Here is a 24,235-nt window from a genome sequence, read left to right as displayed (position 1 = left end):
TCCCGCCGCCGTGCCCTGTCGCGACGCGCGCCCACCGGCGATCGCTGAGATCCTGAGCGGGAGAAGCGCTGCCCATGACATGACCGGTGGTGGTGAGCGCGGTGTCCGAACGCGGCGACAACAGTCCCGGGCCGACGGCCGCGGACGTGGATCCCCTGGGGGACCCGTTCCTGCGGACCTGTTTCGCCGTGCCGGTGCCGCCGGCCACGTTCCTGCGCCGACGGCGCCTGGTCGAGCGCCTGGACCAGGCGCCGGCCACGCCGCTGACGATGGTCAACGGCTGCGCGGGCGCGGGCAAGACGCTGCTGGTCGCCGACTGGGCCGCCCATCTGGACCGGCCGGTGGCCTGGCTCACGGCGGGCGCCACCGACCAGGCACCCGGCGTCTTCTGGGCCTACCTCCTGGAGGCCCTGCGCGCCGGCGGGGCGCACGAGATCCGCGACGTCGGCTGCCCGGCCGAGGCCGGCACGGTGGACCACGGTCTGCTCACCCGGCTCGCCGCGCGGCTCAACGGCCGCGACCGGCCCGTGACCGTCGTCCTCGACGAGTACGACCGCGTCACCGCCCCGGAGATCGCCGATCAGCTCGGTTTCGTCCTGCACCACGCCGGACGGGGCATGCGCCTGGTCCTCGTCACCCGCACCGAACCGACACTGCCGCTGCACCGCTACCGCGCGGACGGCACCCTGACCGAGATCAGGGACGCGGAACTGGCCTTCACCCCCGAGGAGGCCGCGACCCTGCTGGAACTGCACGGACTGCGGCTCGGCGGCGACGCGGCCCGCGCACTCGTCGAGCGCACCCGGGGCTGGGCGGCGGGTCTGCGGCTGTGCGCCCTGGCCGCGGGGCAGAGCAGCGACCCGGAGACATACCTCAAGGAGTTCGAGGCAGGGCAGAGCACGATCGCCGACTTCCTGCTGGCCGAGGTGCTCAAGAGACAGCCGGCCCCGACCCAGGACCTGCTGCTGCGGGTCAGCGTCCTGGACCGGTTCCGCCCCGACCTGGCCAACGCGCTCACCGGGCGCCGGGACGCCGAACCCGTCCTGGCCGAGCTGCACCGGGCGAACGCGTTCGTCGAGCACCTCGGCCACTCCTGGTACCGCCTCCACCCGCTCTTCGCCGAGATCCTGGCGGCGCACCTGCGGGTGCGGTTCCCCAGCCTGGAGACCGAACTGCACCGCAGGGCCGCCGAGTGGCTGCGGCACACCGGACCGCTGCCCGAGACGCTCGCCCACGGCGCCGCCGCCGGCGACTGGCGCTTCACCGCCGGCGCCCTGGTGGACGACCTCGCGATCGGGCAGCTCTTCACCGGCCTGCGCTCCGGGGACCTGGGAGAGCTGTTCTCGCGGATGCCACCCGGGACCACCGGCCCCGAGGCCGACCTCGTCCGCGCGGCCCGCGAGCTGTCCGACGGCGACCCCGGGTACGCCCTTCCGCACCTTGAGCACGCCCGCCGGGAGCTGGCCCGCGCCGGGCCCGGCGGGGCGGCGGCCCGGCTCGGCCTCGCCCTCCTGGACACCCTCGCCGCCCGGCTGACCGGTTCCCCCGGCCGGGCCGAGCGCGCCGCCCGGACGGCGCGGGAACTGCAAGAGGACCTCCCCGCCGAACTCCTGGACAAGCACCCCGAACTCGCCGCCCTGCTGCAGACCCACCTGGGCGCCGCCCGGCTGTGGGCGGGACGCATCGAGGACGCCGGGGCCGCGCTCCGCGCCGCGGCGGCCGGCTCCGCCGGGGCCACCGCGCTGCCGCGGGAGGACTCCCTGAGCCTGCTCGCGCTCATCGACTGGCTGACCGGCTGGCCCACACGGGCGGAACGCAGGGTCCTCGCTGCGCTCGCCGACGCGGAACGGTTCAGCCTGGCCGAGCCGACCGGTTCCGTACTCGGCCACCTGGTCCTGGCCGCGGTGGCCGTCGACCGCGACGAACTGGGCGAGGCCCGCGCCCTGCTGGACCGGGCGAGGGCCGAGCGGCCCTCGCCCCGGGATCCCGTGACGGCCGCCGCTCTGGTCATCGTGCGGGCACGGCTCCAGCTGGCCCGCGGAGAGGTCCGGGCCGCCCTGGAGACCGCCGAGTCGGCCGTTCCCGCCGCCGTCGCCTCCCCCTGGGCCGAGGCGCACCTCGCGCTCGTCGTCTCCGCCGCCCACCTCGCCGAGGGCCGCCCCGAACCGGCCGTGAAGGTGCTGCGGGACGCCGTGGACCAGGACGCCGCCTGCACGGTGGCGGCCGCCCGCGCCCACCTCGCCGCGGGCGACCCGGGTACCGCGCTCGACCTGCTCGACACGCCTCCCACCGGGCAGCGCCCCGGCCCCGCCGTCACCGTACGGGCCCTGCTGGTCCGCGCCGAGGCCACCGGCCGGCAGGGCGACCACGCCACCGCGCGCCGGCTGGTGACCCGCGCGCTGCTGGAGGCCAGGAACGAACGGCTGCGGCGCCCCTTCCACGAGACCGGACCGTGGCTGCGCCGTCTGCTGGACACGGACGCGTTTCCCCCGCTTCCCGCCCACCAGGGCCCCCGGTCCGCGACCGAGCCCGAACCGGGCTCCGCCCTGGTCGTCGACCGGCTCAGTGACCGCGAACGGGACGTGCTCCAGCGGCTCGCGCAGATGATGACGACCCAGGAGATCGCCGCGGACCTGTTCGTGTCGGTCAACACGGTCAAGACCCACCTCAAGAGCGTGTACCGCAAGCTCGGCGTGAACCGGCGCAACGAGGCGGTGCACCGGGCCCGCGAACTGCGCCTGCTGTGAACCGCCCGGGACGGGCCCACACCGACTACACGGGCGGGGTGTACGGGTCCATGCTCGCCGCCTCCGTGGTGGTCGGCGCCGGCGTTCCCGAATACTTCCCGCGGCTGCGACTGGCGCTCCTGCTGCTGCTCACCGGCGTGGTGTTCTGGCTCGGGCACGTGCACGCCCAGTTGTTCGGCGCGCGGCTGGCCCGGCGCCGACCGGACCGCGGCACCGTCCTGCACGTGTGCCGCGACGAGTGGCCGATCGCCCAGGCCGCCGTGCCACCGGCCCTCGCGCTCGCCGTCAGCCCGCTGTTCGGCCTCGACCTGGCGGGCGGGCTGTGGCTGGCGCTCGCCGTGGCCGTGGCCGGTCAGGTGGGCTGGTCGGCGGCCGCGGCACGCCGGGCCGGTGCCCCCTGGGGCCTGGTGGCGGGCACGGCGGCGGTCAACCTGGTGATCGGGCTGCTGATCCTCGCGCTCAAGGCCGTCCTCGCCCACTGACACGCAGCGCACCCGGCCGCCGTATCACCTGCGCCGGGTGAGGCCCGGCGGCCCGGCCGGGCGGACTCTCGGACAGGGGGCGTGGTACGCCCGTCCCCAGGCCTCCGTGGGAGCGGCTGATGCGCTACGAGATCCGCGTCGACGGGCACATGTCGGAGACGCTGACCAAGGCATTCCCCGAGCTGGACCACGTGGTGATGTCCGGTCAGACCGTCCTGTTCGGGCCCGTGGTGGACGAGGCGCACCTGTACGGGCTGCTGGCCCGCTGCCAGTCACTGGGCCTGCGGGTCCTGGAGATGCGCCGCATCCCGGAGTGAGCCGGCCGGGCGGTCCGAGTGGCCGTGCGAGCTACCCGGGCGGCCGGTCTCGGCGCTGCTGGCGCAGGCCCGCCTGGATGGCGCCCGTCAGCACACGCGCGGCGACCCCCACGAGCAGCAGCCCGCCGGTCATCTGGAGCATGGTCAGCACGCGCCCCGTCTGCGACCGCGCCGTGATGTCGCCGTACCCGACGGTGGTGAACGTGGTCATCGCGAAGTACAGGGCGTCCGTCCTGGTCAGCGGCTCGGTGAAGGATCGCGGATCGGAGCGGTCCAGGAGGTAGTAGGCCCCGGCGAACAGCAGCAGGAAGAGCGGCAGCGTGATCGTCAGCGCCTCCACGGCCTTCAGCCGGGGGTACGGCGAGCGGACGATGGCCCACACCTCCCACCCGAAGAACAGCGCGACACCGACCAGGCCGAGGCCGAGCAGGACCGCCGTCATGCCCGTGGCCCGGGCGTCCAGGGGCAGCAGGTAGTACGCCGTCACCAGACCGGTCGTGACGAGCACCGCGCGGGCGAGCACCATGAGGGCCGCCGACCGGAGCACTAGCCGCTCCCGGTCCCGCCGCGGCGGGCGCCTCCCCGGGGTGTCCGGGGTGCGGGAAGCTGCCGGGTCGCTCATCTCGGGTCCCTTCGGTTCCGCCGCCCGGGGGACGGGCGCCGTCCGGGAAAGCTGTCCGGGAAACGGGGGCGGGTCCGCATCCAGATCATCGCGGCGGCGCGGGAGACGGATCACCCCTCATGGGTGACCCGTGCGACACCGCTTCGCGCGACGCTGGCGTACGGGTCCTCGTACACCGTCCCGTCGGCGGTCCGGCGGCGACCCGCAACCGATCCCCGCGAGGAGGAGCCATGACCATGTCGCGTGGTTCGGCAGGGCGTGCCGGATCGGAGCACAGGCCCGGCGGGACGGGCCACCACCAGGACGGCGACCCCGCTGACATGCTGGCCGGACTCGGCACGTCGTGGACCTGGCTGCTCGGCTCGGCACTGGCGACACTGGTGCCGGGGATCATCGTGCTCGCCTGGCCGAACGAGACCCTGCACATCCTGGCGATCGTGATCGGGCTGTACCTGCTGGTGACAGGCGCCTTCCGGTTCGTCGCCGCGTTCTCCCGGGAGGAGCACGGCGAGCGCCTGCCGCGGCTGCTGGTCGCGGTGCTGTTCGTCCTCGCCGGGGTGCTGTGCCTGAGGCACCCGTTGCAGACCATCGCCGCGCTCTCGCTGATCGTCGGGATCGTCTGGCTGCTGTCCGGGATGCTCACCGCCTACACGGCGCTCGCCTTCCGGGGCCTGCCGCACCGCGGTGTCCTCCTCGGCGCGGCGGCGCTCGGCATCGTCGCGGGCATCGTGGTGCTGGCGCTGCCCGCGCAGTCGGCCCTGGTCCTGACCCGGCTGCTCGGCCTGTGGCTCGTGCTGCTCGGCCTGGTCGAACTGGGCGTCGCCTTCGCCTGGCGGTCGGCGCTGCGCAGGGGCGGCACGAGGACCCCGTCCGGGCCCGCGGCCACGGTCTGAGCCCCATGAGCCCCGGTAGCCCCTACGCCGTCCGGCCCCGGTAGCCCCGTACGCCGCCCGCCGTGCCGGTCCGCGACGCCCAGGAGGATCCATGGCCCCCGCCGACGCCCCCGTCCCCGCGGCCCCGGGTGGCGCGGGTGAGCCCCGGCGCTCCCTGACCCCCGAGGAGTCCGCCGAGTACGAACGGCTCCGCCGGGCGGCCGCCGTCAAGCACCGGAGGCTGCGCCGGGCGGGTGCCACCGTCCTGCTGGTGGTGACGCTGGTGTTCGCCCCGGCGGCCGTCGTCGCGGCCTGGGTGCACAGCACGGTCGCCGACACCGACCGCTATGTCCAGACCGTCACCCCGCTGGCCCGTGAACCGGCCGTGCAGAACGCCGTGACCGACCGGCTGACCAAGCGGGTCGTGGACAACATCGACGTCAGCGCGCTGACCGCGTCACTGACCGACGTCCTCAAGAAGTCCGGGGCGCCGCCGCGCGTCGTCGACGGCTCCAGCGCGCTGACCGGCCCGCTGCACGGCGCCATCACCGACGCGGTGCACCGCGTCGTCCGACGCGTCGTCACCAGCGACGTCTTCGAGGACGTCTGGGTGACGGGCAACCGGCGGGCGCAGACGGCGCTGATGAACGTCCTCACCGGCAGCCAGAAGGGCGCCCTGCGGGCGCAGGGCGAAGACGTGAACCTGGACATCGGGGTCGTCGTCGACCAGGTCAAGCACGAGCTGGAGCACGCCGGCTTTCAGAAGGCCTCCGTCATCCCCGCGCCCGACCGCACGATCACGCTGTTCAGGGCCGAGAAGCTGGACAAGGCCCAGGACGCCATGCGGCTGCTCGACATCGTCGGCGTATGGCTGCCCGTCGTGACGCTCGTGCTCGCCGCGCTGACCGTGTGGACGGCCCCGTCGCACCGGTTGATGCTCCAGGTCACGGCCATCGGCGTGGGCGTGATGATGATCGTACTGCTCATCGCCCTGGCCGTGGCACGCCGGGTCTACCTCGGTTCCGTCCCGCCGGCCGTCCTGCCCCCCGACGCCGCCGCGGTCGTCTACGACACCCTGGTGCGGTTCCTGCGCGACAGCGCCCGCACCCTCCTGGTCGTCGCCGTGATCACGGCGCTGGCCGCTTATCTGTACGGCCCGGGACGCGCAGCGCGCGGAGTGCGGAGCGTGACCCGGCGGAGCACCACCGCCGCGGGTGAGGCACTCGGCCGAGCCGGAGTACGCACGGGCGCGACCGGACGCTGGCTGGACGTCCACCGGAAGTGGACCACCGGCGTCGTCATCGCCGCCGGCGCACTCACTCTGGTGCTCTGGAACCACCCCACGGCCGCGGTCGTCGCCCTCGTGCTGTGCGTCGTCGTCGTGGTGCTGATCCTCCTGGCCGTCCTCGCCTCCGCCACGGTTCCCGCAGAGTCCGCGGGAACCGGCGGCGCACACCCGGCGGCGTCCTGAGCCCCTCGACGCCACGCGAGGCCGCTCGGGCGTGCCACGGTCACCCGCATCGGGTGAGGCGCCCGGTCCGTGCCCTGCGCACGCTGGCAGAGGGCAGACAGCGCAGCCGGGCGCAGGCCCGGAACGGAGAGAAATGAGCACGCAGATGAACCTCGCGTACGACTACCCGCTGCTGAGCGCCTTCTGGACGATGCTGTGGTTCTTCCTGTGGATCATGTGGTTCGTCCTGCTCTTCAGGGTCATCCTCGACATCTTCCGCGACGACGGCCTGAACGGCTGGGCCAAGGCCGGGTGGCTGGTGTTCTGCATCGTCCTGCCGTTCCTCGGTGTCCTCGTCTACGTCATCGCCCGGGGCCGGAGCATGGGCCACCGGGAGATCGCACAGGCGCGGCAGCAGCAGGACGCCTTCAACGCCTACATCCGGCAGACCGCGTCCGGCGGCGGTGGCGGGTCCAAGGTCGACGAACTCGCCCGGCTGTCCGACCTGCGCGCCCGCGGAGACATCACCGACGAGGAGTTCGCCCGGGCCAAGGACATGATCCTGGCCGGCGACGTGCCCGAGGGCCGCGCCACCTCCGTGACCTCCGCCCCCGAGGGCCCCGGCAGTTCCGTCAGCTCCACTCCCGGCCGTCGATGAGCACGCCGGACGAGACGCAACGCGAGACGAAACGAGGGAGAAGATGACCGCGACCCACACCGCACGGCCGCATTCGGCGAAGCAGGCATGGGCCACCGGCCTGACGGCCTTCGCCGCCGTCATGCTGATGATCGCCGGAGTGCTCGACATCTTCCGCGGGATCATGGGCATCGCCCATGACGACGTCTTCATCACCACGCGCAACTACGTCTTCCAGTACGACCTCACCGGCTGGGGCTGGATCCACCTCGTCCTCGGGGTGCTCGCCGTGATCATCAGCATCGGGCTGTTCCAGACGGCGATGTGGGCGCGGGTGGCCGGAGTGACCATCGCCGGGCTGATCATCCTCGCCAACTTCCTGTCGCTGCCGTACTACCCGGTCTGGTCGGTCGTGATGATCGCGTTCTCCGGGTTCGTCATCTGGGCCCTGTGCGTGCTGCATCCCGAGGAGTCCCAGGCCACGCATCACACCGCCGCGACCGCCTCCACTCCCACGTCGGCCACGCCCTCCGCGTCCTCCACACCCACCACCTCCGCCACGACCGGGACCACCCCGCCGCGCACCCCGTGACGGGCGTGCGGGCGGCGGCGCGACCCGGGCGAGAACACGTCGTCCGGGCCGCGCCCGCACGGCCCTGCGAGGCCGGTCGTCCCGGGATGCGGCGCCGCTACCGGCGCGTAGCGTGGAAAGGGTCATGCACGAGAACGGCAATGAGGGAAACGAGAGAACTGGCGGGAGGGATTCTCATGGGTGCAGCACCGGAGACCCTGCGGAAGGCCGAGCTGACGGAGGAACAGCGACGCGCCAGTGAGCGTGAGTGGTTCCTCGACGCCGACACCGGGGAGCTGAAGCCGGAGGAGGACTCGGACCGCGACGAGCAGACCGGGCCGGGCCCGGTGCGCGTGGCTCGCTGGACCTTCGATTGACCGCTCCGCCCGAGGACCGCGTCTGGGCGCGCCACCGGCGGCGCAGGGGAGCGGTGCTGATCGTCGGTACGGGCGCGGTCGGCGGATTCCTCGCCGAGGAACTCGCCCGGATCGGGTTCAGCCCGCTCCGGCTGGTCGACCCCGACACGCTCGCGGTGGAGAACCTGATCCGCCACCCGCTCGGGGCCCCGGCCCTGGGACAGCCCAAGGCCCTGGCACTGGCCGCGAAGATCCGTCGCGACTTCCCCTCCTGCGACGCCACCGGCCACCACGCGGACTTTCTCGAACTGCCCGCGGAGCGGCAGCGGTCACTGGTGGGTGGTGCGAACGTGGTGGTGGCGGCGACCGACTCGGCCGTGTGCCAGCGCCACGTCAACCGCGTGGCCCTCGCGGTGGGCAGGCCCGCGGCCTACCCGGCGGTCTGGGTGGATCCGAGGATCCGCGACGCCGAGGTCGGCGAGATCCTGTGGGTGCTTCCCGGCAGGCGCACGCCCTGCTACGAGTGCGCGGTCGCGTTCCGGCAGGGCACCGCCGACACCCAGGCGGCCCGCGGCGCCCGGGTGGACATCCAGCTCGTCGCCCTGGCCACGGCCCAGGTCGTGACCGCGCTGGCCCACCCCGACGACGACCGCTCGGCGATCCTCGACCCGCGGCGCACCGCCATCTACCTCCACGGACTGACGCCGACCTCACCAGGCGTCCGGGCCACCTTCCCCACGGCCGGCCTGAGCAGCCAGAACGTCCGCGTCCCCTTCCCGGCCACCCCGTGCGCCGCCTGCCACGGCTGGCGCCACGTGGCCTCCTCCCCGGCAGGCGGTCGGCCCGGCGAGGAGACCAAGGCACGCGGCTGGCCCGTCTTCGCCGCCGTCGTGCTGTGCATCGTGATCCTCTTCATCGTCTCGGTCGCCCACGGCAGGCACATGTAGGTCCCGGATCGGCCGCATCGACGCGGGTGGCCGGATCGCCGAGTACGCGGGTGGCTCCGTAGCGCCTCGGTGTTCCCCCGTTTCCCTGTTCCTCCGCGATGCCGGGGTACCCGGTGGCGGGAGGTGTTGTGGTGAGTGGGAAGCAGGTTGTGGAGTGCGTGGAGAGTGCCGTCTACACCGTTCCGGCCGATGGGCCCGAGGCGGACGGGACCCTTGCCTGGGACAGCACCACGCTTGTCCTCGCCACCGTCCGCTGCCGCGACACCGGACTCGGGTACACCTACGCCCCCGCGGCGGCGGCGCTTGTCGTCGACGATCTGCTGGCCGGCGTGGTCACCGGTGCCTGCGTCCTCGACGTGCCGTATCCGAACGAGGCCATGCGGCGCGCTGTGCGCCACGCCGGTCTGCCCGGCATCGCGGCGCAGGCCGTCTCGGCCGTCGACATCGCCCTGTGGGACGCCAAGGCCCGGGTGCTCGGCCTGCCCCTCGTGCACCTCATCGGCGCGGCGCGCGACGACGTGCCCGTGTACGGCAGCCGGGGCTTCACGACCTACGACGACCGGCAGCAGGACCGGCAACTACGGGGCTGGGTCGAGGACGAGGGGATTCCCCGCGTCAAGATCAAGATCGGGGAGCCCTGGGGACAGCGGGAACAACGGGACCGGCGGCGCGTGGCGCTGGCCCGCGCCACCATCGGCGAGGCAGTCGACCTGTACGTGGACGCCAACGGCGGTTACAGCGCCAAGCAGGCCGTGAGGGTGGCCGCCGCGCTCGACGCCGAGGGCGTGACGTGGTTCGAGGAACCCGTCTCCTCCGACCACCTCGGCACACTCGCCGCGCTGCGCGCCCGGATCACCCCCGACCTCGCGGCGGGGGAGTACGGCTACACGCTCCCGTACTTCGCCCGCATGCTGGCGGCCGGTGCCGTCGACTGTCCCCAGGCCGACGTGACCCGGTGCGGCGGCATCACCGTATGGCTGCGCGTGGCCGCCCTCGCCCAGGCACACGGCCTGGACATCTCAGGCCACTGCGCACCGCACGCCCACGCCCACGTCGCCGCCACCGTTTCCAACCTGCGCCATGTGGAGTGGTTCCACGACCACGTCCGCATCGAGCGGCTCCTCTTCGACGGCGTGCTGGACCCCGCCGGAGGCGCCCTCGCCGTCGGCCGGGACGGCGCGCCCGGTCTGGGCCTCACCATCGACGCCGAGCGAGCACGCCCGTACCGATCGCGGTGACGACCGGCGTCGACGGCCCACGTCGTCAGCTGGTCGCCAGGACGACCGCCATCGCCAGCAGCCCGATGGCGACGAGTGCGACGACGACCCAGATCACGGTGAGGGGCGCGGCGGCCCATCCCTTGCTCAGGGCCTCGCGTTCCGGGGCGCCCAGCCCGGACACCCCGGACTCGGCGGGAGGCGTGGCGCCCGGGGCCATGGCGGTGTCCTCCGGCACGGCCAGACCCTCCACCGGCCGCCCGTGTTCCTCGGCCGCCGGGTCGCTCTCCGCGCCCGGCCGGGGCGGCTCTTCCGGTGCCGTCCCGGGCGACGGCGGATCGCGGTGGCCGGTGGGCGCACCACCGGCCCGGTGTGCGTGCTTGGCGTTCATGACCTCAGCCCTTCGTCTGGGGGATACGTGGACCAACTCCGCGGACCGGCTGCGCGAACCCGCTCCGCTACGCGGCCTTCGCCCGCGCGAGGACGTCATTGACGAGCGGTTTGTCCAGCGCGGCATGAACCAGCCCGTCCGTGAAACGGGCCAGTTCGCGCTTGCTCACCAGATGCGCGAGGTGCTCCGGCGAGGTGGGCAGACCGAGCCGCTCGGCACCGTCCCGCGCCTTGCGGTCGACATAGGGCGCGAACTCCGGCCACACCGTCTGGACGGTCCGCAGGAAGATGTCGACGCCCGTCGGCCCGAGGCCCGGCACGTCCTGGAGCGCCCTCTTCGGGTCGTCCTCACCGCGCAGCCTGCGCAGATCGCCCCCGTACCGCTCCAGCAGCAGTTCCGCCCCCCTTGCCCAGCAGGGTGGCGGTCCGCTCGTCGTAGCGCCGGTACCCGCCCTCGCCGAGCGCGTCCACACGCTGCTGCCACGACGCCTTCGCCATCGAGCGCGCGTCGCGCAGGCCCGCCTCGAAGAGCGCCCGTGCGGCGGCCACGGCGATGTCCGCCCTGATCCGGGCGCTGAGCAGGACGGCCAGGACGAATTCCTGGTCGTGGAGCTCATGACGCCTCGCTATGTCGGCGAAGGACGGGTACGTCCCGGGGGACGCAGTGCGGGTTTCACGGGTGCGGCGACCGAAAACCCGACGGTTCCGCGGGCCCGTGCGAGGGGAACTCGGCCGGCCATGAACGACGAGACAGGAATCCGGGGCTCCTACTGGCTCGAAACCGCGCCACCCGGCGACCCGGCACCCCCTCCGTCCGGTGACATCACCGTCGAGGTCGCCGTCGTCGGCGGCGGCATCGCCGGACTCAGCACGGCCTGGGAACTGGTACGGGAGGGACGCGAGGTGGCCGTCCTGGAGGCGGACCGCATCGCCGCCGGGGTCACCGGATACACGACGGCCAAACTCACCGCACTGCACACCCTGATCTACGACCACCTCCGCCGCACCCGCGGCCCCGAGGGCGCGCGGCTGTACGCGCGCTCGCAGACCGAGGCCATCCGGCACGCGGCCGGCATCGTCGGCGAACTCGGCATCGAGTGCGAGTGGGAGGAGGCCGCCGCCTGCACCTACGCCGAGAGTCCCCGGAACGTGGAGAAGCTGCGGGCGGAGGCGGACGCGGCGCACGAGGCGGGCCTGCCGGCCGAGTTCGTCACGGAGACGGGGCTGCCGTTCGAGGTCGCCGGCGCCGTCCGGGTGGCCGACCAGGCGCAGTTCCACCCCCGCAAGTACCTGCTGGCCCTCGCGGACGACCTGCGCCGGCGCGGAGGCGCCGTCCACGAGGGGACACGCGTCGTGGGCCTCACCGAGGGTGAGCCCTGCGTCCTGACGACCGACGCGGGCGTGTCGGTCCGCGCCGACGAGGTGGTGATCGCCACCCACTTCCCCGTCTTCGACCGCGCCCTCCTCTTCGCCCGGCTCTCCCCGCGCCGCGAACTGGTCGTCGCCGCACCGCTCGCGGAGGAGCGTGCCCCGCGCGACATGTACATCACGCCCGAGCGGAACACGCGGTCCGTGCGCACCGCACCGTACGGGGACGGCCGGCGCCTGCTGATCGTCACCGGCGAGCACTTCACCCCCGGCGCCACCGACGTCGAGGAGCGGTTCACCCGGCTGTCCGCCTGGGCCGACGAACGCTTCCCCGGGCTCACGTACACCCACCGGTGGGCCACCCAGGACAACGACTCCACCGACTCGGTCCCCCTGGTCGGACCGCTCCACGCCGGCAGCCGCCACACCTGGGTGGCCACCGGCTTCGGCGGCTGGGGCCTGAGCGGCGGCATCATGGCGGGCCGCCTGCTCAGCGAACTCGTCAGCGGCCGCACGGTCGAGTGGAGCGGCCTCTACGATCCTCGCCGCCTGGCCACCGTGGTCCGCGAGGGCACCTCGTTCCTGAAGCACCAGGCCCACGTCGCCAAGCACTTCGTCGGCGACCGGCTGCCGTCCCTGACGGAACCGGCGCTCAAGGACATCCCCCGGGGCAAGGGCGCCGTCGTCCGCGTGAACGGACGGCAGTACGCGGTCCATCGCGACGAACAGGGTCAACTTCAGGCGGTCTCCGCCCGCTGCACCCACCTCGGCTGCATCGTGTCCTTCAACAGCGCCGAACAGGCCTGGGAATGCCCGTGCCACGGCTCCCGCTTCGCTCCGGACGGGCAGATCCTCCAGGGCCCCGCCGTGCACCCGCTGAGGAAGCGGGAGATCTGAACATCGGCCGCGTGATCAGATCGCTTCGAGCCTGCGCCGCGCCGGGCCCAGCGCGTGGCCGCGGCGCAGTGCGGGCTGCCAGGGATCGCCGTCCTGCAGACGGGCGTCGATGGTGGCCGACGTCCAGCGTCGCGGGCCGAGTTCGGGGTCGTCCAGTTCCGCCCAGCTCAGCGGCGCGGCGACGGGAGCGCCGGGCAGCGCGCGGACCGCGTACGGGGTGACGCTGGTCTGCGCGTAGGCGTTGCGCTGGACGTCCAGATACAGCCGGCCCTCGCGGGCCTGCTTGCGCGGCGCGGTGGTGAGCCGGTCGGGGTGCCGGGCGGCGAGCAGTTCGGCGACGTCGTGAGTGAACGCGCGCACCTCGTCGAACCCCGCGCGGCGGTCCAGCGGCACCAGCACGTGCAGCCCGCGTGAGCCGGTGGTCATCAGGGCGGAGGGCAGACCGAGTTCGTCCAGCAGCTCGTGCAGGAGAGCGGCGGCCTCCCGTACGGGCGCGAAGTCCCCGTCGGGCGGGTCGAGATCGAAGACCAGCCGGTCGGGGTTGTCGGGGCGGTCGGCCCTGGACAGCCAGCGGTGCGGGGTGACGCACGCCTGGTCGACGAGGTAGAGCAGGCTCGCCAGGTCGTCGCAGACCGGGTAGGTGACGGTGCCGTCCTCCTTGGGCAGTTCGCAGCGGTGGACCCAGTCGGGGAAGTAGTCCGGGGTGTCCTTCTGCATGAACCGGCCGCCGTCGATCCCGTCCGGGTACCGCTCCAGCATCAGGGGGCGGCCCCGCAGCTGCGGAAGGATGCGCCGGCCGACGCGCCGGTAGTAGCCGGCCAGGCCGGCCTTGGTGATGCCGTCGTCCGGGAACATGTCCTTGTCGGCCCGCTTGATCTCGACGGTGCGGTTGCCCGCCCGGATCTCGGCCGCGGTCATGGCGCACCTCGCTCACACGTCGTGCCGGTCCGGACGCTCACCCCTTCTCGCCCTCCAGCGCGGCGACCTGCCCCAGGGTGTGCCCGGAGCGAACCGACCGGGCCCGGCGGGGATCGGGCGTGTGCTGCCGGGCGCCTTCGGTCTCACGGGACTTGACCAGCAGCCACGCCTCACGCTCGCCCCCGTCGCCCCGACGGAACCGGGTGAGCGCCCAATCGCCGTGCAGCTTGCTCCCGTTGAGCCGGAACGAAGCGTGGCCGTGCTCCAGCGCCTCGGCGAACGGGATCTCCCGGCCGCCCTTGTCGGTGCTGCGGTTCCGGAAGGTGCCCTCGTCCCAGATGATCACCGTGCCGGCGCCGTACTCGCCCTCGGCGATGACACCCTCGAAGTTCCGGTAGTCCAGCGGGTGGTCCTCGGTGGGCATGGCGAGCCGCTTGTCGTGCGGGTCACCGGACGGTCCCTTGGGGACCGACCAGGACTTGAGCACCCCGTCGGCCTCCAGCCGGAAGTCGAAGTGCATGGTGCTCGCGTCGTGGATCTGCACCACGAACCGGGGCCCGGGACCGGACTCGGACCGGCCCTCACCACTCGGCTCCCGGGTCGCGTGGAAGTTCCGTTTCCGGCGGTACTCCGCCAGCGTGTCCGAGGCGGGCATGGTCCTTCCTTCCTCGCGGGCCGGGCGCCTCCGGCTTCGGCACCCGGGTGGCCGCGAGCCGCCCGGCCAAACCCGCGCGTGCGCGGGCGCCGACAGTCGGCCCGGGGCACCGCGTCACTTGTTCGCCGGGGAGCGTTCGTCGCCCCCGTACCCCGTCGCCCGCGCGAGCCCGTAGGCGCCGAGCGACACCGCGAGCCACGCCGCCGTCGCGGCTCCGAGCGCGAGCCACGCCGAGTGCTGAGGGAGGAGAACCGCGGCGACCACGGCGAACGCGGCGAGACCCACGGTGCCGAGGGTGGCGCCACGCGCGTCGTCGCGGGCGCTCGTCAGCCCCTCCTCCTCGGCCACCAGGGTCAGGCTGGCCAGCAGGATGGCGGGGAAGGCGAGGAACACGCCGCCGACGAACGGCCCGAACAGCCGCGACACGACGGCCGCCAGGAGTGACACGCCCGCACCGAAGCCGAACCGGAGGAACAGGTCCTTGCGCGGTGTGCGCGTGGCGGCCCGCAGGTCCACCCGCACCCGGTCGTCGTCCTCGGCCCCCTGTCCGCTCCCGCCTCCGGGCCGCGGAGATGGCCTCACGGCGCCACCGCGAAGGCGATGGCGGCCGCTGTCGCGAACCACACGACCAGGGCCGCCGCGGAGCCGCGCATGGCTCCGAACCTGCCGAGCGCCGGGACCTCGACGAGACAGTACGCGGTGAACGCCAGAGCTCCGGCGACCATGCCCCGTGCCGCGGTCGCCGCGTCGAGGTCGCCCTTGAACACCACCGTCAGGATCAGCCCTGCCAGCGCCACCGAGGGGGCGGCGGCGAAGATCCCGGCCAGCCGCTTGGGCTGGACGGCCTCCGCCACCAGGGCGAAACCGACCACGAGCAGACCACCGATGAAAGGTTTCAGGACGATCTCGAGCAGGGTTTTCATCCTGACAACCTCAAGGGCGAGCGGCGTTCGCGCAACGACCCACGCGGGCAGCGCGCCGAACCTCCTCCCCTCTCGGGACCGTCAGCCGAACCGGCCCGCCACGTAGTCCGCCGTCCGCTGGTCCTTCGGCGTGCCGAAGACGTCCTCGGTCGGGCCGTGCTCGACGATGCCGCCGGGGGTGCCCTGTTCGGCGAGGAAGAAGGCGCACTGGTCGGAGACGCGGGCCGCCTGCTGCATGTTGTGGGTGACGATCACGACCGTCACCTGCCCGGCGAGTTCCTGGATGGTCTCCTCGACCCGGCGGGTGGAGGTGGGGTCGAGCGCCGAGCACGGTTCGTCCATGAGGAGCACCCGGGGGCGTACCGCCAGCGCGCGGGCGATGCACAGGCGCTGCTGCTGACCGCCGGACAGCGCGCCGCCGGGCTGGCGGAGGCGGTCCCTGACCTCCTTCCACAGGCCGGCGCGGGTGAGGGACTCCTCGACCAGCTCGTCCTTCGTGCGGCGGCTCGCGCGTGTGCCCGTCAGACGCAGGCCGGCCACCACGTTGTCGTAGATCGACATGGCGGGGAACGGGTTGGGCTTCTGGAAAACCATGCCGATGCGCCGCCGGGCGTCGGTCAGGCGCCGCTCGGGGGCGTAGATGTCCTCGCCGTCGAAGAGCACCTCGCCCGCGAAGGCCGCGGACGGGATCAGCTCGTGCATGCGGTTGAGGGTGCGCAGGAACGTCGACTTGCCGCAGCCGGAGGGGCCGATCAGCGCGGTGACCCGGCCGGCCGGCATCGTCAGGGACACCCGGCTCAGCACCTGGTGGCTGCCGAACCAGGCCGACACCGCGCGGGCGTCGAGCGTCGCGGGAGCGGCCATCGGCCCGTCCGGCGCGGCGGGGAGGGCCTCGACGGGGGGCAGGACGACCGTGTCGGTCAGGGAGTCGGTGGTTTCGGTCACGGCGGGTACCTCGGTTCGCGGCAGGGCTCGGGAAGCGGTCACGTCAGGTTGGGCAGCAGTTCGGTGGTCCGGGTGGCGACCTGGAGTCCCAGCAGGGCGACGACCGGCGCGAACACGATCCACGTCTGGTGGCGGCCCCAGCGGTGCCAGGTCCATACCGCGGCGACGGCCGCCACCAGCAGGGCCTGGAGCCACATCACCAGCGGCCACGGCACCCCGGAGGGGCGGGCCAGCGGCTGCTCGGCCTCCGGCAGCGTGCCGGGCCTGATCACTGCCGCCGGGGTCTCGAAGGGCGCGGAGACCAGGTCCGCGTCGACGCGCAGGATGCCGCCGGGCATGTAGGCCGGACCGGTGGCCGTGGCCAGCACCAGACGGCTCCGGCCGGAGGCGAGCGGGGCGGGCGCCGGGTCTCCGGCCCGCCGCACGCCGACGACCCGGTACTTCGCCTCGCCCTGGCCGGTCGTCACCGTGAACCTGTCGCCCTCGGCGAGGTCGGCCAGCCGTCCGAACGGGCCGCCGTAGGCGGCTGCCCGCCCCATCAGCACGCTGGTGCCGGCCTGCCCGGGCATCGGGGTGTCGCGACGGTGGCCGGGGCCGTCGGTCATGACGGCGGAGTCGGTTCCCTCGAGGACCACCTGGCGCAGACGCAGGGAGGGGACGTCGATCAGGGCGACCGGTGTGCCGGGCGCCAGCAGCCTGCCCTGCTGGTCGGTCTGGGAGACCGGGCCCGTGCCCAGGGCGAGCGCGTTGCGCAGTTCGTCGTACGCCGTGTGCTGGGCGGCCCGCTCCTGGACGCCGCTGAGGAACAGCACTTGAGCGGTGATGCCGAGCAGCAGGGCGGCGAGGCTGAGCAGCGCGCCCCGGGCGATGTGGCGGACGGCCGGGACGCTCCGGACGCGGGTCCGGAGCAGGGCCGGTGCGGGCGTGGTCTGTACGGCGACCGTCACGGCGGCCCGCCTCCTTCATGGTTCGTGGGGTTTGCGTACCGCCGGGGAGGCCGCCGTCGCGGCGGCCTCCCCGGCAGCGGGGTCAGGTGGACTTGATGGTGAAGTTCGCGCTGTTCTTCGCGTTCACCGTCGAGGAGCCCACGTAGTAGGCGCGCAGCGTGTGCTTGCCGCGGCTCAGCTTCGGCAGGGTGACGGTGACCTTGCCGGCCTTCAGCGTGCCGGTGGCGATCACCTTGGAGCCGTCGTAGACGCGCACGGTGCCGGCCGGCGTGGTGCCGGTCGCGGTGACCTTCGCGGTGACCTTGGCGCGGTCGGTGTGCTTGACCGAGGCGGGCCGGGTGACGGCGACCGACGGCGCCGCCTTGGTGACCTTCAGCGAGACCGTCGCCGAGGACGTGTTGAGCTTGCTGTCGCCGGTGTAGGAGACGGTCAGCTTGTGGGTCGCGACCTTCAGGTGGTTCGACAGGCCGACGGAGACCTTGCCGGACGAGTTGAGGGTGCCGGTACCGAGGGTGGTGGAGCCCTCCTTCACCGTGACCTTGCCGGTCGGGACGACGCCCTTCGGGCCGGTGACGGTGACCGCGACCTTCGGCGCCTTGCCGTAGGCGGTCGCCGCGGCGCTCGCCTGCGTGGTGCTCGCCGACTTGACGTTGACGTCGCCGGTCCAGGCGGCCGGGGCGCCTGCGCCGTTGAGGTTGGCGGCGGCGACCGTGGCGGTGTACTTGCCGCTGGCCAGACCGCTGAACGTGTACGACGTGGTCGTGACCGGGACGTCCTTGGCCGCCACGAGGGTGCCGTCCGCGCGGGTCAGCGTGACGCGGTAGTCGGTGACCGGCAGGCCCGGGGCGGCCGGGGCGGTCCAGGTCAGTGCGAGGTTCCCGGTGCTGGGGGTGGCCTTGAGGGTCGGCGCGGCAGGTGCGCTGAGGTCGACGCCCGACTGCTCGAGACCGCCGAACTTGGCGTGCTTGGCCGGGTTTACCGAGCCGTTGTACGACTCGTTCATGAAGCCGAAGTCGGCGATGACCTTCTGCGAGTTGTCGCTAGCCATCTGCGCGGTGTGGCCGCTGTCGGTGACAAAGACGTCGTAGAGGTCCTTGTCGAAGAAGATGCTGGTGGGGTCGATCGCCCGGCTGGGCACGACGTTGTAGACGTCCCGGCCGAAGGTGGCGTTCTCGTAGTAGCCGCGGACCGGCTCCAGCTTGCCGTTGACGGTCGTCACCGGGCTGGTGACGCCCTTGTCGCCGGGCAGCTGCACCGAGGCGAGGTGGGCGCCGAGGGCGGCAGCGGCCCTGCTGTGGTCCGGGGCGACCTCGTTGATCTGGGCGATCCAGCTGCCCACGGAGAACGGGACGAGCGCGCCGTCGACGGTGATGGCGTCGTTGGCCTGGTTCTCCTGGACGGTCGGGATCTTGGGGTCGATCGTCGAGTCGTTGAGACCGATCGTGCCGAGGAAGAACGAGCGGGTGCCGGAGCCGTTCTGCGGGATGTACGGGTGAACGGTCTGGCCGTTCACCTGCTTGAGGTTGCCCGCGTAGATGTCGTGCAGCTGCTCGACCGTGAGGCTGTCCAGGGCCGAGCCGCGCACCGCGACGCCGACGGCGTCCCGGGCGAAGGGGATGTAGGTGAGCGCGCTGCCGGAGGTGCTGGGGCCGCCGGAGGAGCGGGCGAAGTCGACCTGGCCCTTGATGGCGGCACCGTTGGTGTCGGGGAACTTGTCGCCGGTGAGCGACATGCTCAGCGCCAGACGGCCCTTGCCGGAGCCGTTGGGGCGCAGGAAGGACGGGCCGCCCGTGCGGGTCTGGATCTTGGAGGTGGTGGAGCCCGTGCCGGGCTCGACCGCGTCGTACGAGGCGATGCCCGCGCCGCCCTCCGACTTGATGGCGGAGGCGGCGTAGCGGGGGGCGTCACCGGCGAGGGCGTTGAGCACGTCCTGCGTGGTGTCGGAGCCCACGCCGACGAGCTGGCGGAACGTCCCTGAGGGGGTGGGATCGGCGGACGCCGGGCTCGCCAGAGCGAGGCCACCGGTCACCACGGCGGCGGCGACGAGGGCGGCCGTAGAGCGCATTCTGCGCATCGAGAGTCTCCTGACGGTGTGCGTGGATGTGCTGTGCGGTGGGTGTGGGGGAGGTGCCGTGGGGGTGCCCTGCGTCGAGCCGGCCGAGAGCACGCCGGAAATCTGGCAGGGTGGTGCGGACCGTCCGCCCCGACTGCCTTTCGGGGCGGGCGGTCGTCTGTGGAGAGCCGGGCCCCGGAAGGCCCGGCTCCGGTCGGAGGGTCAGCCCCGGCCCGGCGGCAGCAGCCTCCGCAGCCGTTCGGGCAGGGTGAACGCCGGTACGACGGTCACCGTGCGGCCACCGGGGAGCGGCACCCGCAGCGGGAGGCGCAGCCGGCTGCCGCCCGCGAAGGGCGCGCCCGCCGCGGCGGCGGCGCCGAGTCCGGCACCGACCGGGACGGCGTAGCGCAGCGCGTTCGCGGGGTCGTCCGGGGTGGTGCCGAAGGCCGTGGTCTGGACGACCTTGCCGCCGTCGTACGAGGGAGCGCCGCTGGGCGTCGGGCTCGCGTTCCGGTCGTCCGGTCCGGTGCCGCCGGAGCCGGTGCCGCCCCCGGCCGCACCGCCGTCCGACATGCCCCCGGAGCCCGAGGCACCGCCGGTGCCGAGACCGCCCGAGTCGGAGCCGCCCGAACCGGAGCCCCCGTTTCCTCCGGACGAGCCGCCTTCCGTCCCGCCGCCGTGGGACGGGGGCGCGGTGTAGTGCTCGAGGGCGTCGGCGGCCTGCAGTGCGCGGGTGCGCAGGTCCTTGGGCAGCGGGGCGTAACCGGCCGGGAGCCGGCCCGGGTCGGCGCCGCTGATCTGCCCGTCGCCCACCGCGTACCGCAGCAGGGCCGCGTAGTCCTTGCGGGCGGCGGCGTCCAGCTTGCCCGGTCGTGCCGCGCCGTAGACGAGCTGGGCGAGCGGGTAGGCGCCCTCGGCCGTGGCCCGGGCCGGGCTGATCTCCGGCGCCCCCTTGCCCGCGGCGCTTGCGACGGCGGCGGTGAGGGCCGCCGTGGTGGGCGCGGTGAAGTGGCCGGCGGCGTTGCGCAGCCGGGCGGTCTGCAGCCCGTAGCGATCGGCGGAGGCCGCGTCGGTGACCGCGATGACGAACCGCGATCCGACGGTCTGCGGGCCGGTGCTCTTGTACGCGGGCGGGTTGGCCAGCGCGTCCCAGGTCGCCTTCCACAGTGTGTCGGCGCGCCGGGTGTGCAGGGCTCCCGAGTGCATGTCGGACACGTAGGGGTGGAAGTCGGTCATGCACTGCTTGTCGGTGGCGCCGGTGCCCGGCGGGATCGTGCACCAGGGGTCGCTCTTGGGGTAGTCGTCGGCGTGGTCCGGTTCGTAGGCCACGCCCGTCGGGTTCAGGTGCGCGTCGGTGCTGTAGTACGGGTTGACGTGCATGCCCCAGTCGTCGGCCGTCCCCGCGAGGAAGCCGCGGGCGTCCTTGTCGGACAGGATCCACTGCCACAGCGCGCGGGCCGTGTCCGAGTGGCCGAGCGAGGTGAGCAGGTCGGTGTCGGTGGCCGGGGTCTCGGAGACCGACAGATGCTCGAACTCCGGGTTGAGGGAGATGAACTCGGGGTCGCTCGCGAGACCCGCCGGGTTGTTCCTCGCCCAGTCGTAGCCCTTGGCGACCTGGTCGCCGAGCACCGCTCCCCAGGGGGAGTTGCGGTACGACTCGGTCAGCAGCTTGGCGACCAGGCGGGGCGTGAGGTCGATGGAGTCGACCTTCGTCCCGGCGAGCCTGCGGATGTCGTCCGGGGCACCCGCCTTGGGCCTGCGTTCGATGGTGAAGCCGATCACGGCTCCGGAGAGCGCGACGGGGGCGTAGGCCGTGGGGCCGGACGGCGCGGTGGTGCCCTCGTCGGCGCCCAGGGCCCGGGTGGTGAAGGCGAGTCCGGCGGAGCCGGTGTCGGCGAGGCGGGTGCGGGCGTCGGGCTCACCGAGCTTGGTGTAGCCGTAGACCGTGCCGGTCGGACACAGGGCCGTCTGCCAGCTCGTCATGGCGTCGGCGACGAGTTCGCTGCCCATGGTGGGCCGCTCGTCGGAGCCGAGGGCGCAGCCGCTGCCGACCGGGTTGAAGCTCAGCGGGACGGCGATGCGGTTCTTCCAGTTGGTGGAGGAGACCGGCGAGCCCGCGTTGACGATGCTCCGGTCGGCGTACGGCTCGCCGTCGAGGTCGAGGTGGCCCTGCGGGACGATCACCAGCCAGCAGGAGCGCGGGCGGGTGGTGCCCTTCTTGCCGACCTCGGCACCGCAGCCCAGGTGCGGTGCCTCGTTGGCGGTCTGCACCTCGAAGTACTCGCGGCCGGTGCCGTCGGCGCCGGTGCGGGCGAAGTCGATCTCATTGGTGGTGTTGCGGTTGTAGAACGGGTTGTTCTGGGTGTTGGCGGTGACCACCGTGCCGTCGACCGACGTGAAGGGAACCTCGCCCTGGCCCAGGGGAGCGCCCGCGCCGTACCGGTCGTCCTCGCCGTAACTGGTGGGGGAGGCGCTGTAGGTGACCTTGCGGGTGTCGTCGCGCTCGTTGCCCGGCCAGCCGCCGCGGTCGGTGGTCGGCGAGGCGCCGTACTGGCACTGGGTGCGCGGTGGGCCGGGGTTGCCCGGGACGGTGCCGTCGTCGTCGCCCCAGCACTGCATGATCTGCACGAAGTCGGTGTTGAACCAGGTGCCCGCGAATGTGGTCGGGGTGCCGCCGGTCCAGGAGACGGTGATCGCCTGGCTGGTGAGGCGGGTGGTCTGGTCGACCGTGAACTTCATGTCCTTGAACTCGCCGCGCCCGGAGACCGTCACGGCGGAGCCGGTGCCGGCCGTGCCGCTCGCGGCGGTCGCGGGCTGGGCGGCCTGGGCCACGCCGAGGCCCGCGAGGGCGCCGGCGGCGGCCCCGGCCACCAGTCGCAGGAGCAGTCCGCGCACGCGCGCCGCCCTGCCTCTTGTGTCCCTGCTCATCGCGGACCCCCGTTGGTGAACCGGTCGTGGCCGCCGCGGCCGCCGTTGCGGGCCGCGATCGCCCGGGAGACGACGGAGGGCAGCAGGACGAGCCCGAGCAGCAGCAGGGCGGTGATCAGCATCAGGGTCTGAGTGCCGGTCCAGCCGGAACGCCCGGCCACCGTGACCGGCTGGGACAGGGCGATGGTGCCGTCGGCGACCGTGGTGTCCCCGCCCCCGCCCCCGCCGCCGGACGCGCCGCCGGGCGCGAGGGTCTGCCCGGTGTCGGGGTCGACGGAGGGCTGTCCGGTGCCGCCCGCGCCACCGGTGCCGCCCGTGCCGCCCGTGCCGCCCGTGCCGCCCGTGCCACCCGCGCCGCCCGTGCCGCCGGTCGCCGAACCGCCGCCGGTGGAACCGACGGTCCCGCCGCCGGTCGAACCGCCGCCGGTGGAGCCGCCGTTCGTGCCGCCGCCGGTGGATCCGCCCGAGGAGCCGCCCGAACCTCCGGAGCCGCCGCCGGACTTGGCGCCGCCGCTGCCCGTGGTGCAGGCCGAGGAGCCCTTCTTGTCGCACTCCGCCGGGTAGGGCGCGGTCTCAGCGAGCTTGTTGTGGCCGTCGGCGGTGAAGGTCGGGTTGTTGCAGCCCTTGATGTTGATGTTCTGGGTCTGCACACCGGGGATCCGGCGGATCTGGTCGAAGCCCGCCTGGACGAGGTTGATCGGCAGCGGCGAGTAGCCGAGCTGGGGTGCCTGCTGCTGGCCCTGGCACATGAAGTAGTAGGAGAACGCGCCGAGCGTCTTGCCCTTCTCCTTGGTGAACGTGCCCTGCACCTTCAGCGGCAGGATCATGTACGAGTAGCTGGAGAGCGGGTAGTTGCGCTTGTCCCGGTCGTTGTAGACGCCGTCGAGCTGCTGGGTGAGGTAGTCCGGCGAGCTCTTGTTCGTGTTGATCCTCGCCTGGAGCAGCGAGACGGCGACGTTCTGCGGGGTCGGCTCGGTGTAGTAGCCGGCGTGGTTGAGGACCTTGGCGACCGGGTAGTGCGCGTTGAGCGCGTACGAGTAGTTGACGTAGCCGATCGCGCCCTCGCCGTAGCTCTGCGAGACGTACGCGGCGACACCGAGGTCACCGGACTGGGCGATCATGCCGGGAACGGTCGGGAAGTAGGAGGTCTGCCCGCACGCGCCGGAGCGTCCGACCTTGCGGCAGTAGTCCTGCCACAGGGCCTTGTGCTGGTTGGTCATCCACAGCGTGAACTGGGCCGTCGAGCCGGAACCGTCCGAGCGGACCACCGGGACGACGGGGCGGTGCGGCAGCTGCAGACCGGGGTTGTCGGCCTTGATCGCCGGGTCGTCCCAGGACTTGATGGCGCCGGTGAAGATCTTGGTGACCACGTCGCCGGAGAGCCGGAGGTTGGTGACCCGCTGGCCGTTGACCGTCAGGTGGTACATGAAGACGGTGCCGCCGGCCACGATCGGCATGTAGGCGTACGACCCGGTGCCCGGCCGTTCGGCGGCGGAGCCGTCGGTCGGGTTGGTCTGGAACGGGATGTCCGAGACCGCGAAGTCCACCGTGCCGCTGAGGAACTGGCGGCGGCCGTCGGAGGATCCGGTGCCGGCGTAGCTGATCCGCATGCCGTACTGGTTGACGGCGCGGCGCCACTCGTCGACGGCGTTCTCGGCCCAGGTGGAGCCGGCTCCGGCGATCGGGGTGTAGCTCTCGGCGGCGGCGGTCGCCGCGAGCGGGCCGGCCAGCAGCCCGGCGATCATGGCGAGCAGCGCGCACAGTGTCGCGGCAGGCAGTGTTCGCCCGTGACGTCGCGGCGTCCGGTGCGTGCTGTCGGCGTGCCGGCCGGAAGGCCTCGTACTGGACGTACTTGGGATTTCGGCCGGTGCGGTGAGTGGGGGTCCCCCCTGCTCGAAGAGCTTGGGGGAGCGTGCCGGGCGTCGCGACGGGGCGAACGGTGCCTGCCGCGACACTGAGATCGCCGGCGCGCGAAGGAGGCGCGGACGAAGGG

General features: G+C 73.2%; 22 protein-coding genes and 1 pseudogene. 11 read left to right on the top strand and 12 right to left on the bottom strand.

Features of this window, described 5'->3' with window-relative positions:
- Window positions 1-101 precede the first annotated feature (101 nt).
- The 3 genes from ACIP4X_RS13640 to ACIP4X_RS13630 all read left to right on the top strand — a co-directional run bounded on the left by ACIP4X_RS13640 (window position 102) and on the right by ACIP4X_RS13630 (window position 3,546).
- Window positions 102-2,747, top strand: coding sequence for a LuxR C-terminal-related transcriptional regulator (locus ACIP4X_RS13640; protein ID WP_401348296.1), 2,646 nt, complete (start codon window positions 102-104; stop codon window positions 2,745-2,747).
- Entirely contained in the window at window positions 2,744-3,229 is a 486-nt protein-coding gene (locus ACIP4X_RS13635; RefSeq protein WP_391454866.1) for a hypothetical protein, read from the top strand. The genes ACIP4X_RS13640 and ACIP4X_RS13635 overlap by 4 nt, the downstream gene beginning before the upstream one ends.
- Before the next feature lie 119 nt (window positions 3,230-3,348).
- A complete protein-coding gene (locus tag ACIP4X_RS13630; protein ID WP_358731557.1) occupies window positions 3,349-3,546 on the top strand; it encodes a hypothetical protein in 198 nt (65 codons plus the stop codon).
- A 31-nt stretch (window positions 3,547-3,577) separates the two neighbouring features.
- Here ACIP4X_RS13630 and ACIP4X_RS13625 read toward each other — a convergent pair whose 3' ends face one another.
- Window positions 3,578-4,168 carry an ion channel gene (locus ACIP4X_RS13625; protein ID WP_391454865.1) on the bottom strand — a complete coding sequence of 197 codons (591 nt, stop codon included), beginning with the start codon at window positions 4,166-4,168 and terminating at the stop codon, window positions 3,578-3,580.
- Window positions 4,169-4,398: 230 nt separating this feature from the next.
- On the opposite strand from ACIP4X_RS13625, the gene ACIP4X_RS13620 reads away from it, so the two are divergent.
- From ACIP4X_RS13620 to ACIP4X_RS13590, 7 genes are all read left to right on the top strand, one after another.
- Window positions 4,399-5,061: an HdeD family acid-resistance protein gene (locus ACIP4X_RS13620; RefSeq protein ID WP_358731555.1), complete on the top strand. Its 663-nt coding sequence runs from the start codon at window positions 4,399-4,401 to the stop codon at window positions 5,059-5,061.
- Between the two features lie 91 nt (window positions 5,062-5,152).
- The gene (locus tag ACIP4X_RS13615; RefSeq protein ID WP_391454864.1) at window positions 5,153-6,511 is read left to right on the top strand and encodes a hypothetical protein; all 1,359 of its coding nucleotides are present in this window, start codon (window positions 5,153-5,155) and stop codon (window positions 6,509-6,511) included.
- Window positions 6,512-6,644: 133 nt separating this feature from the next.
- Window positions 6,645-7,148, top strand: a complete 504-nt coding sequence (locus ACIP4X_RS13610) for an SHOCT domain-containing protein (RefSeq protein ID WP_358731551.1) — start codon at window positions 6,645-6,647, stop codon at window positions 7,146-7,148.
- Window positions 7,149-7,191: 43 nt separating this feature from the next.
- Complete coding sequence (locus ACIP4X_RS13605; RefSeq protein ID WP_358731549.1) at window positions 7,192-7,719, top strand: hypothetical protein; 528 nt, start codon at window positions 7,192-7,194, stop codon at window positions 7,717-7,719.
- A 176-nt stretch (window positions 7,720-7,895) separates the two neighbouring features.
- Window positions 7,896-8,075: a hypothetical protein gene (locus ACIP4X_RS13600; protein ID WP_159024817.1), complete on the top strand. Its 180-nt coding sequence runs from the start codon at window positions 7,896-7,898 to the stop codon at window positions 8,073-8,075.
- Entirely contained in the window at window positions 8,072-9,001 is a 930-nt protein-coding gene (locus ACIP4X_RS13595; protein WP_358731547.1) for a ThiF family adenylyltransferase, read from the top strand. The genes ACIP4X_RS13600 and ACIP4X_RS13595 overlap by 4 nt, the downstream gene beginning before the upstream one ends.
- Window positions 9,002-9,099: 98 nt before the next feature.
- On the top strand, window positions 9,100-10,239 hold the full coding sequence (locus ACIP4X_RS13590; protein WP_401348288.1) for an enolase C-terminal domain-like protein: 1,140 nt from the start codon (window positions 9,100-9,102) through the stop codon (window positions 10,237-10,239).
- Window positions 10,240-10,264: 25 nt separating this feature from the next.
- On the opposite strand, the gene ACIP4X_RS13585 is transcribed toward ACIP4X_RS13590, so the two are convergent.
- Window positions 10,265-10,609: a DUF6480 family protein gene (locus tag ACIP4X_RS13585; protein WP_401348285.1), complete on the bottom strand. Its 345-nt coding sequence runs from the start codon at window positions 10,607-10,609 to the stop codon at window positions 10,265-10,267.
- Window positions 10,610-10,676: 67 nt separating this feature from the next.
- A pseudogene (locus ACIP4X_RS13580) lies at window positions 10,677-11,238 on the bottom strand (endonuclease).
- Between the two features lie 108 nt (window positions 11,239-11,346).
- Here ACIP4X_RS13580 and ACIP4X_RS13575 point away from each other — a divergent pair.
- Window positions 11,347-12,873: an FAD-dependent oxidoreductase gene (locus tag ACIP4X_RS13575; RefSeq protein ID WP_358731541.1), complete on the top strand. Its 1,527-nt coding sequence runs from the start codon at window positions 11,347-11,349 to the stop codon at window positions 12,871-12,873.
- Between the two features lie 15 nt (window positions 12,874-12,888).
- Here ACIP4X_RS13575 and ligD read toward each other — a convergent pair whose 3' ends face one another.
- From ligD to pstS, 9 genes are all read right to left on the bottom strand, one after another.
- A complete protein-coding gene (gene ligD / locus ACIP4X_RS13570) occupies window positions 12,889-13,791 on the bottom strand; it encodes a non-homologous end-joining DNA ligase (RefSeq protein ID WP_391454860.1) in 903 nt (300 codons plus the stop codon).
- Window positions 13,792-13,828: 37 nt separating this feature from the next.
- Window positions 13,829-14,446, bottom strand: coding sequence for a DNA polymerase ligase N-terminal domain-containing protein (locus ACIP4X_RS13565; RefSeq protein WP_401348281.1), 618 nt, complete (start codon window positions 14,444-14,446; stop codon window positions 13,829-13,831).
- Between the two features lie 114 nt (window positions 14,447-14,560).
- Window positions 14,561-15,028, bottom strand: coding sequence for a DUF3147 family protein (locus ACIP4X_RS13560; protein WP_358731535.1), 468 nt, complete (start codon window positions 15,026-15,028; stop codon window positions 14,561-14,563).
- Entirely contained in the window at window positions 15,025-15,369 is a 345-nt protein-coding gene (locus ACIP4X_RS13555; protein ID WP_358731533.1) for a DUF3147 family protein, read from the bottom strand. The genes ACIP4X_RS13560 and ACIP4X_RS13555 overlap by 4 nt, the downstream gene beginning before the upstream one ends.
- 81 nt (window positions 15,370-15,450) lie before the next feature.
- Window positions 15,451-16,233, bottom strand: a complete 783-nt coding sequence (gene pstB, locus ACIP4X_RS13550; protein WP_358731617.1) for a phosphate ABC transporter ATP-binding protein PstB — start codon at window positions 16,231-16,233, stop codon at window positions 15,451-15,453.
- 119 nt (window positions 16,234-16,352) lie between these two features.
- Window positions 16,353-17,261 (bottom strand): sortase domain-bontaining protein, encoded by a 909-nt coding sequence (locus tag ACIP4X_RS13545; protein ID WP_358731531.1) that lies wholly within the window; start codon window positions 17,259-17,261, stop codon window positions 16,353-16,355.
- An 82-nt stretch (window positions 17,262-17,343) separates the two neighbouring features.
- Window positions 17,344-19,335, bottom strand: coding sequence for an Ig-like domain repeat protein (locus ACIP4X_RS13540; protein WP_401348278.1), 1,992 nt, complete (start codon window positions 19,333-19,335; stop codon window positions 17,344-17,346).
- A 201-nt stretch (window positions 19,336-19,536) separates the two neighbouring features.
- The gene (locus ACIP4X_RS13535) at window positions 19,537-22,209 is read right to left on the bottom strand and encodes a hypothetical protein (protein ID WP_358731527.1); all 2,673 of its coding nucleotides are present in this window, start codon (window positions 22,207-22,209) and stop codon (window positions 19,537-19,539) included.
- A 29-nt stretch (window positions 22,210-22,238) separates the two neighbouring features.
- Window positions 22,239-23,987 carry a phosphate ABC transporter substrate-binding protein PstS gene (gene pstS / locus ACIP4X_RS13530; RefSeq protein ID WP_358731526.1) on the bottom strand — a complete coding sequence of 583 codons (1,749 nt, stop codon included), beginning with the start codon at window positions 23,985-23,987 and terminating at the stop codon, window positions 22,239-22,241.
- Window positions 23,988-24,235: the final 248 nt, after the last annotated feature.

This window comes from Streptomyces sp. NPDC088817 (genome assembly GCF_044750345.1).
Lineage (GTDB): Bacteria > Actinomycetota > Actinomycetes > Streptomycetales > Streptomycetaceae > Streptomyces.
Note: the sequence above shows the minus strand (reverse complement) of the source record. Positions and strands in the feature narration are given on the sequence as shown.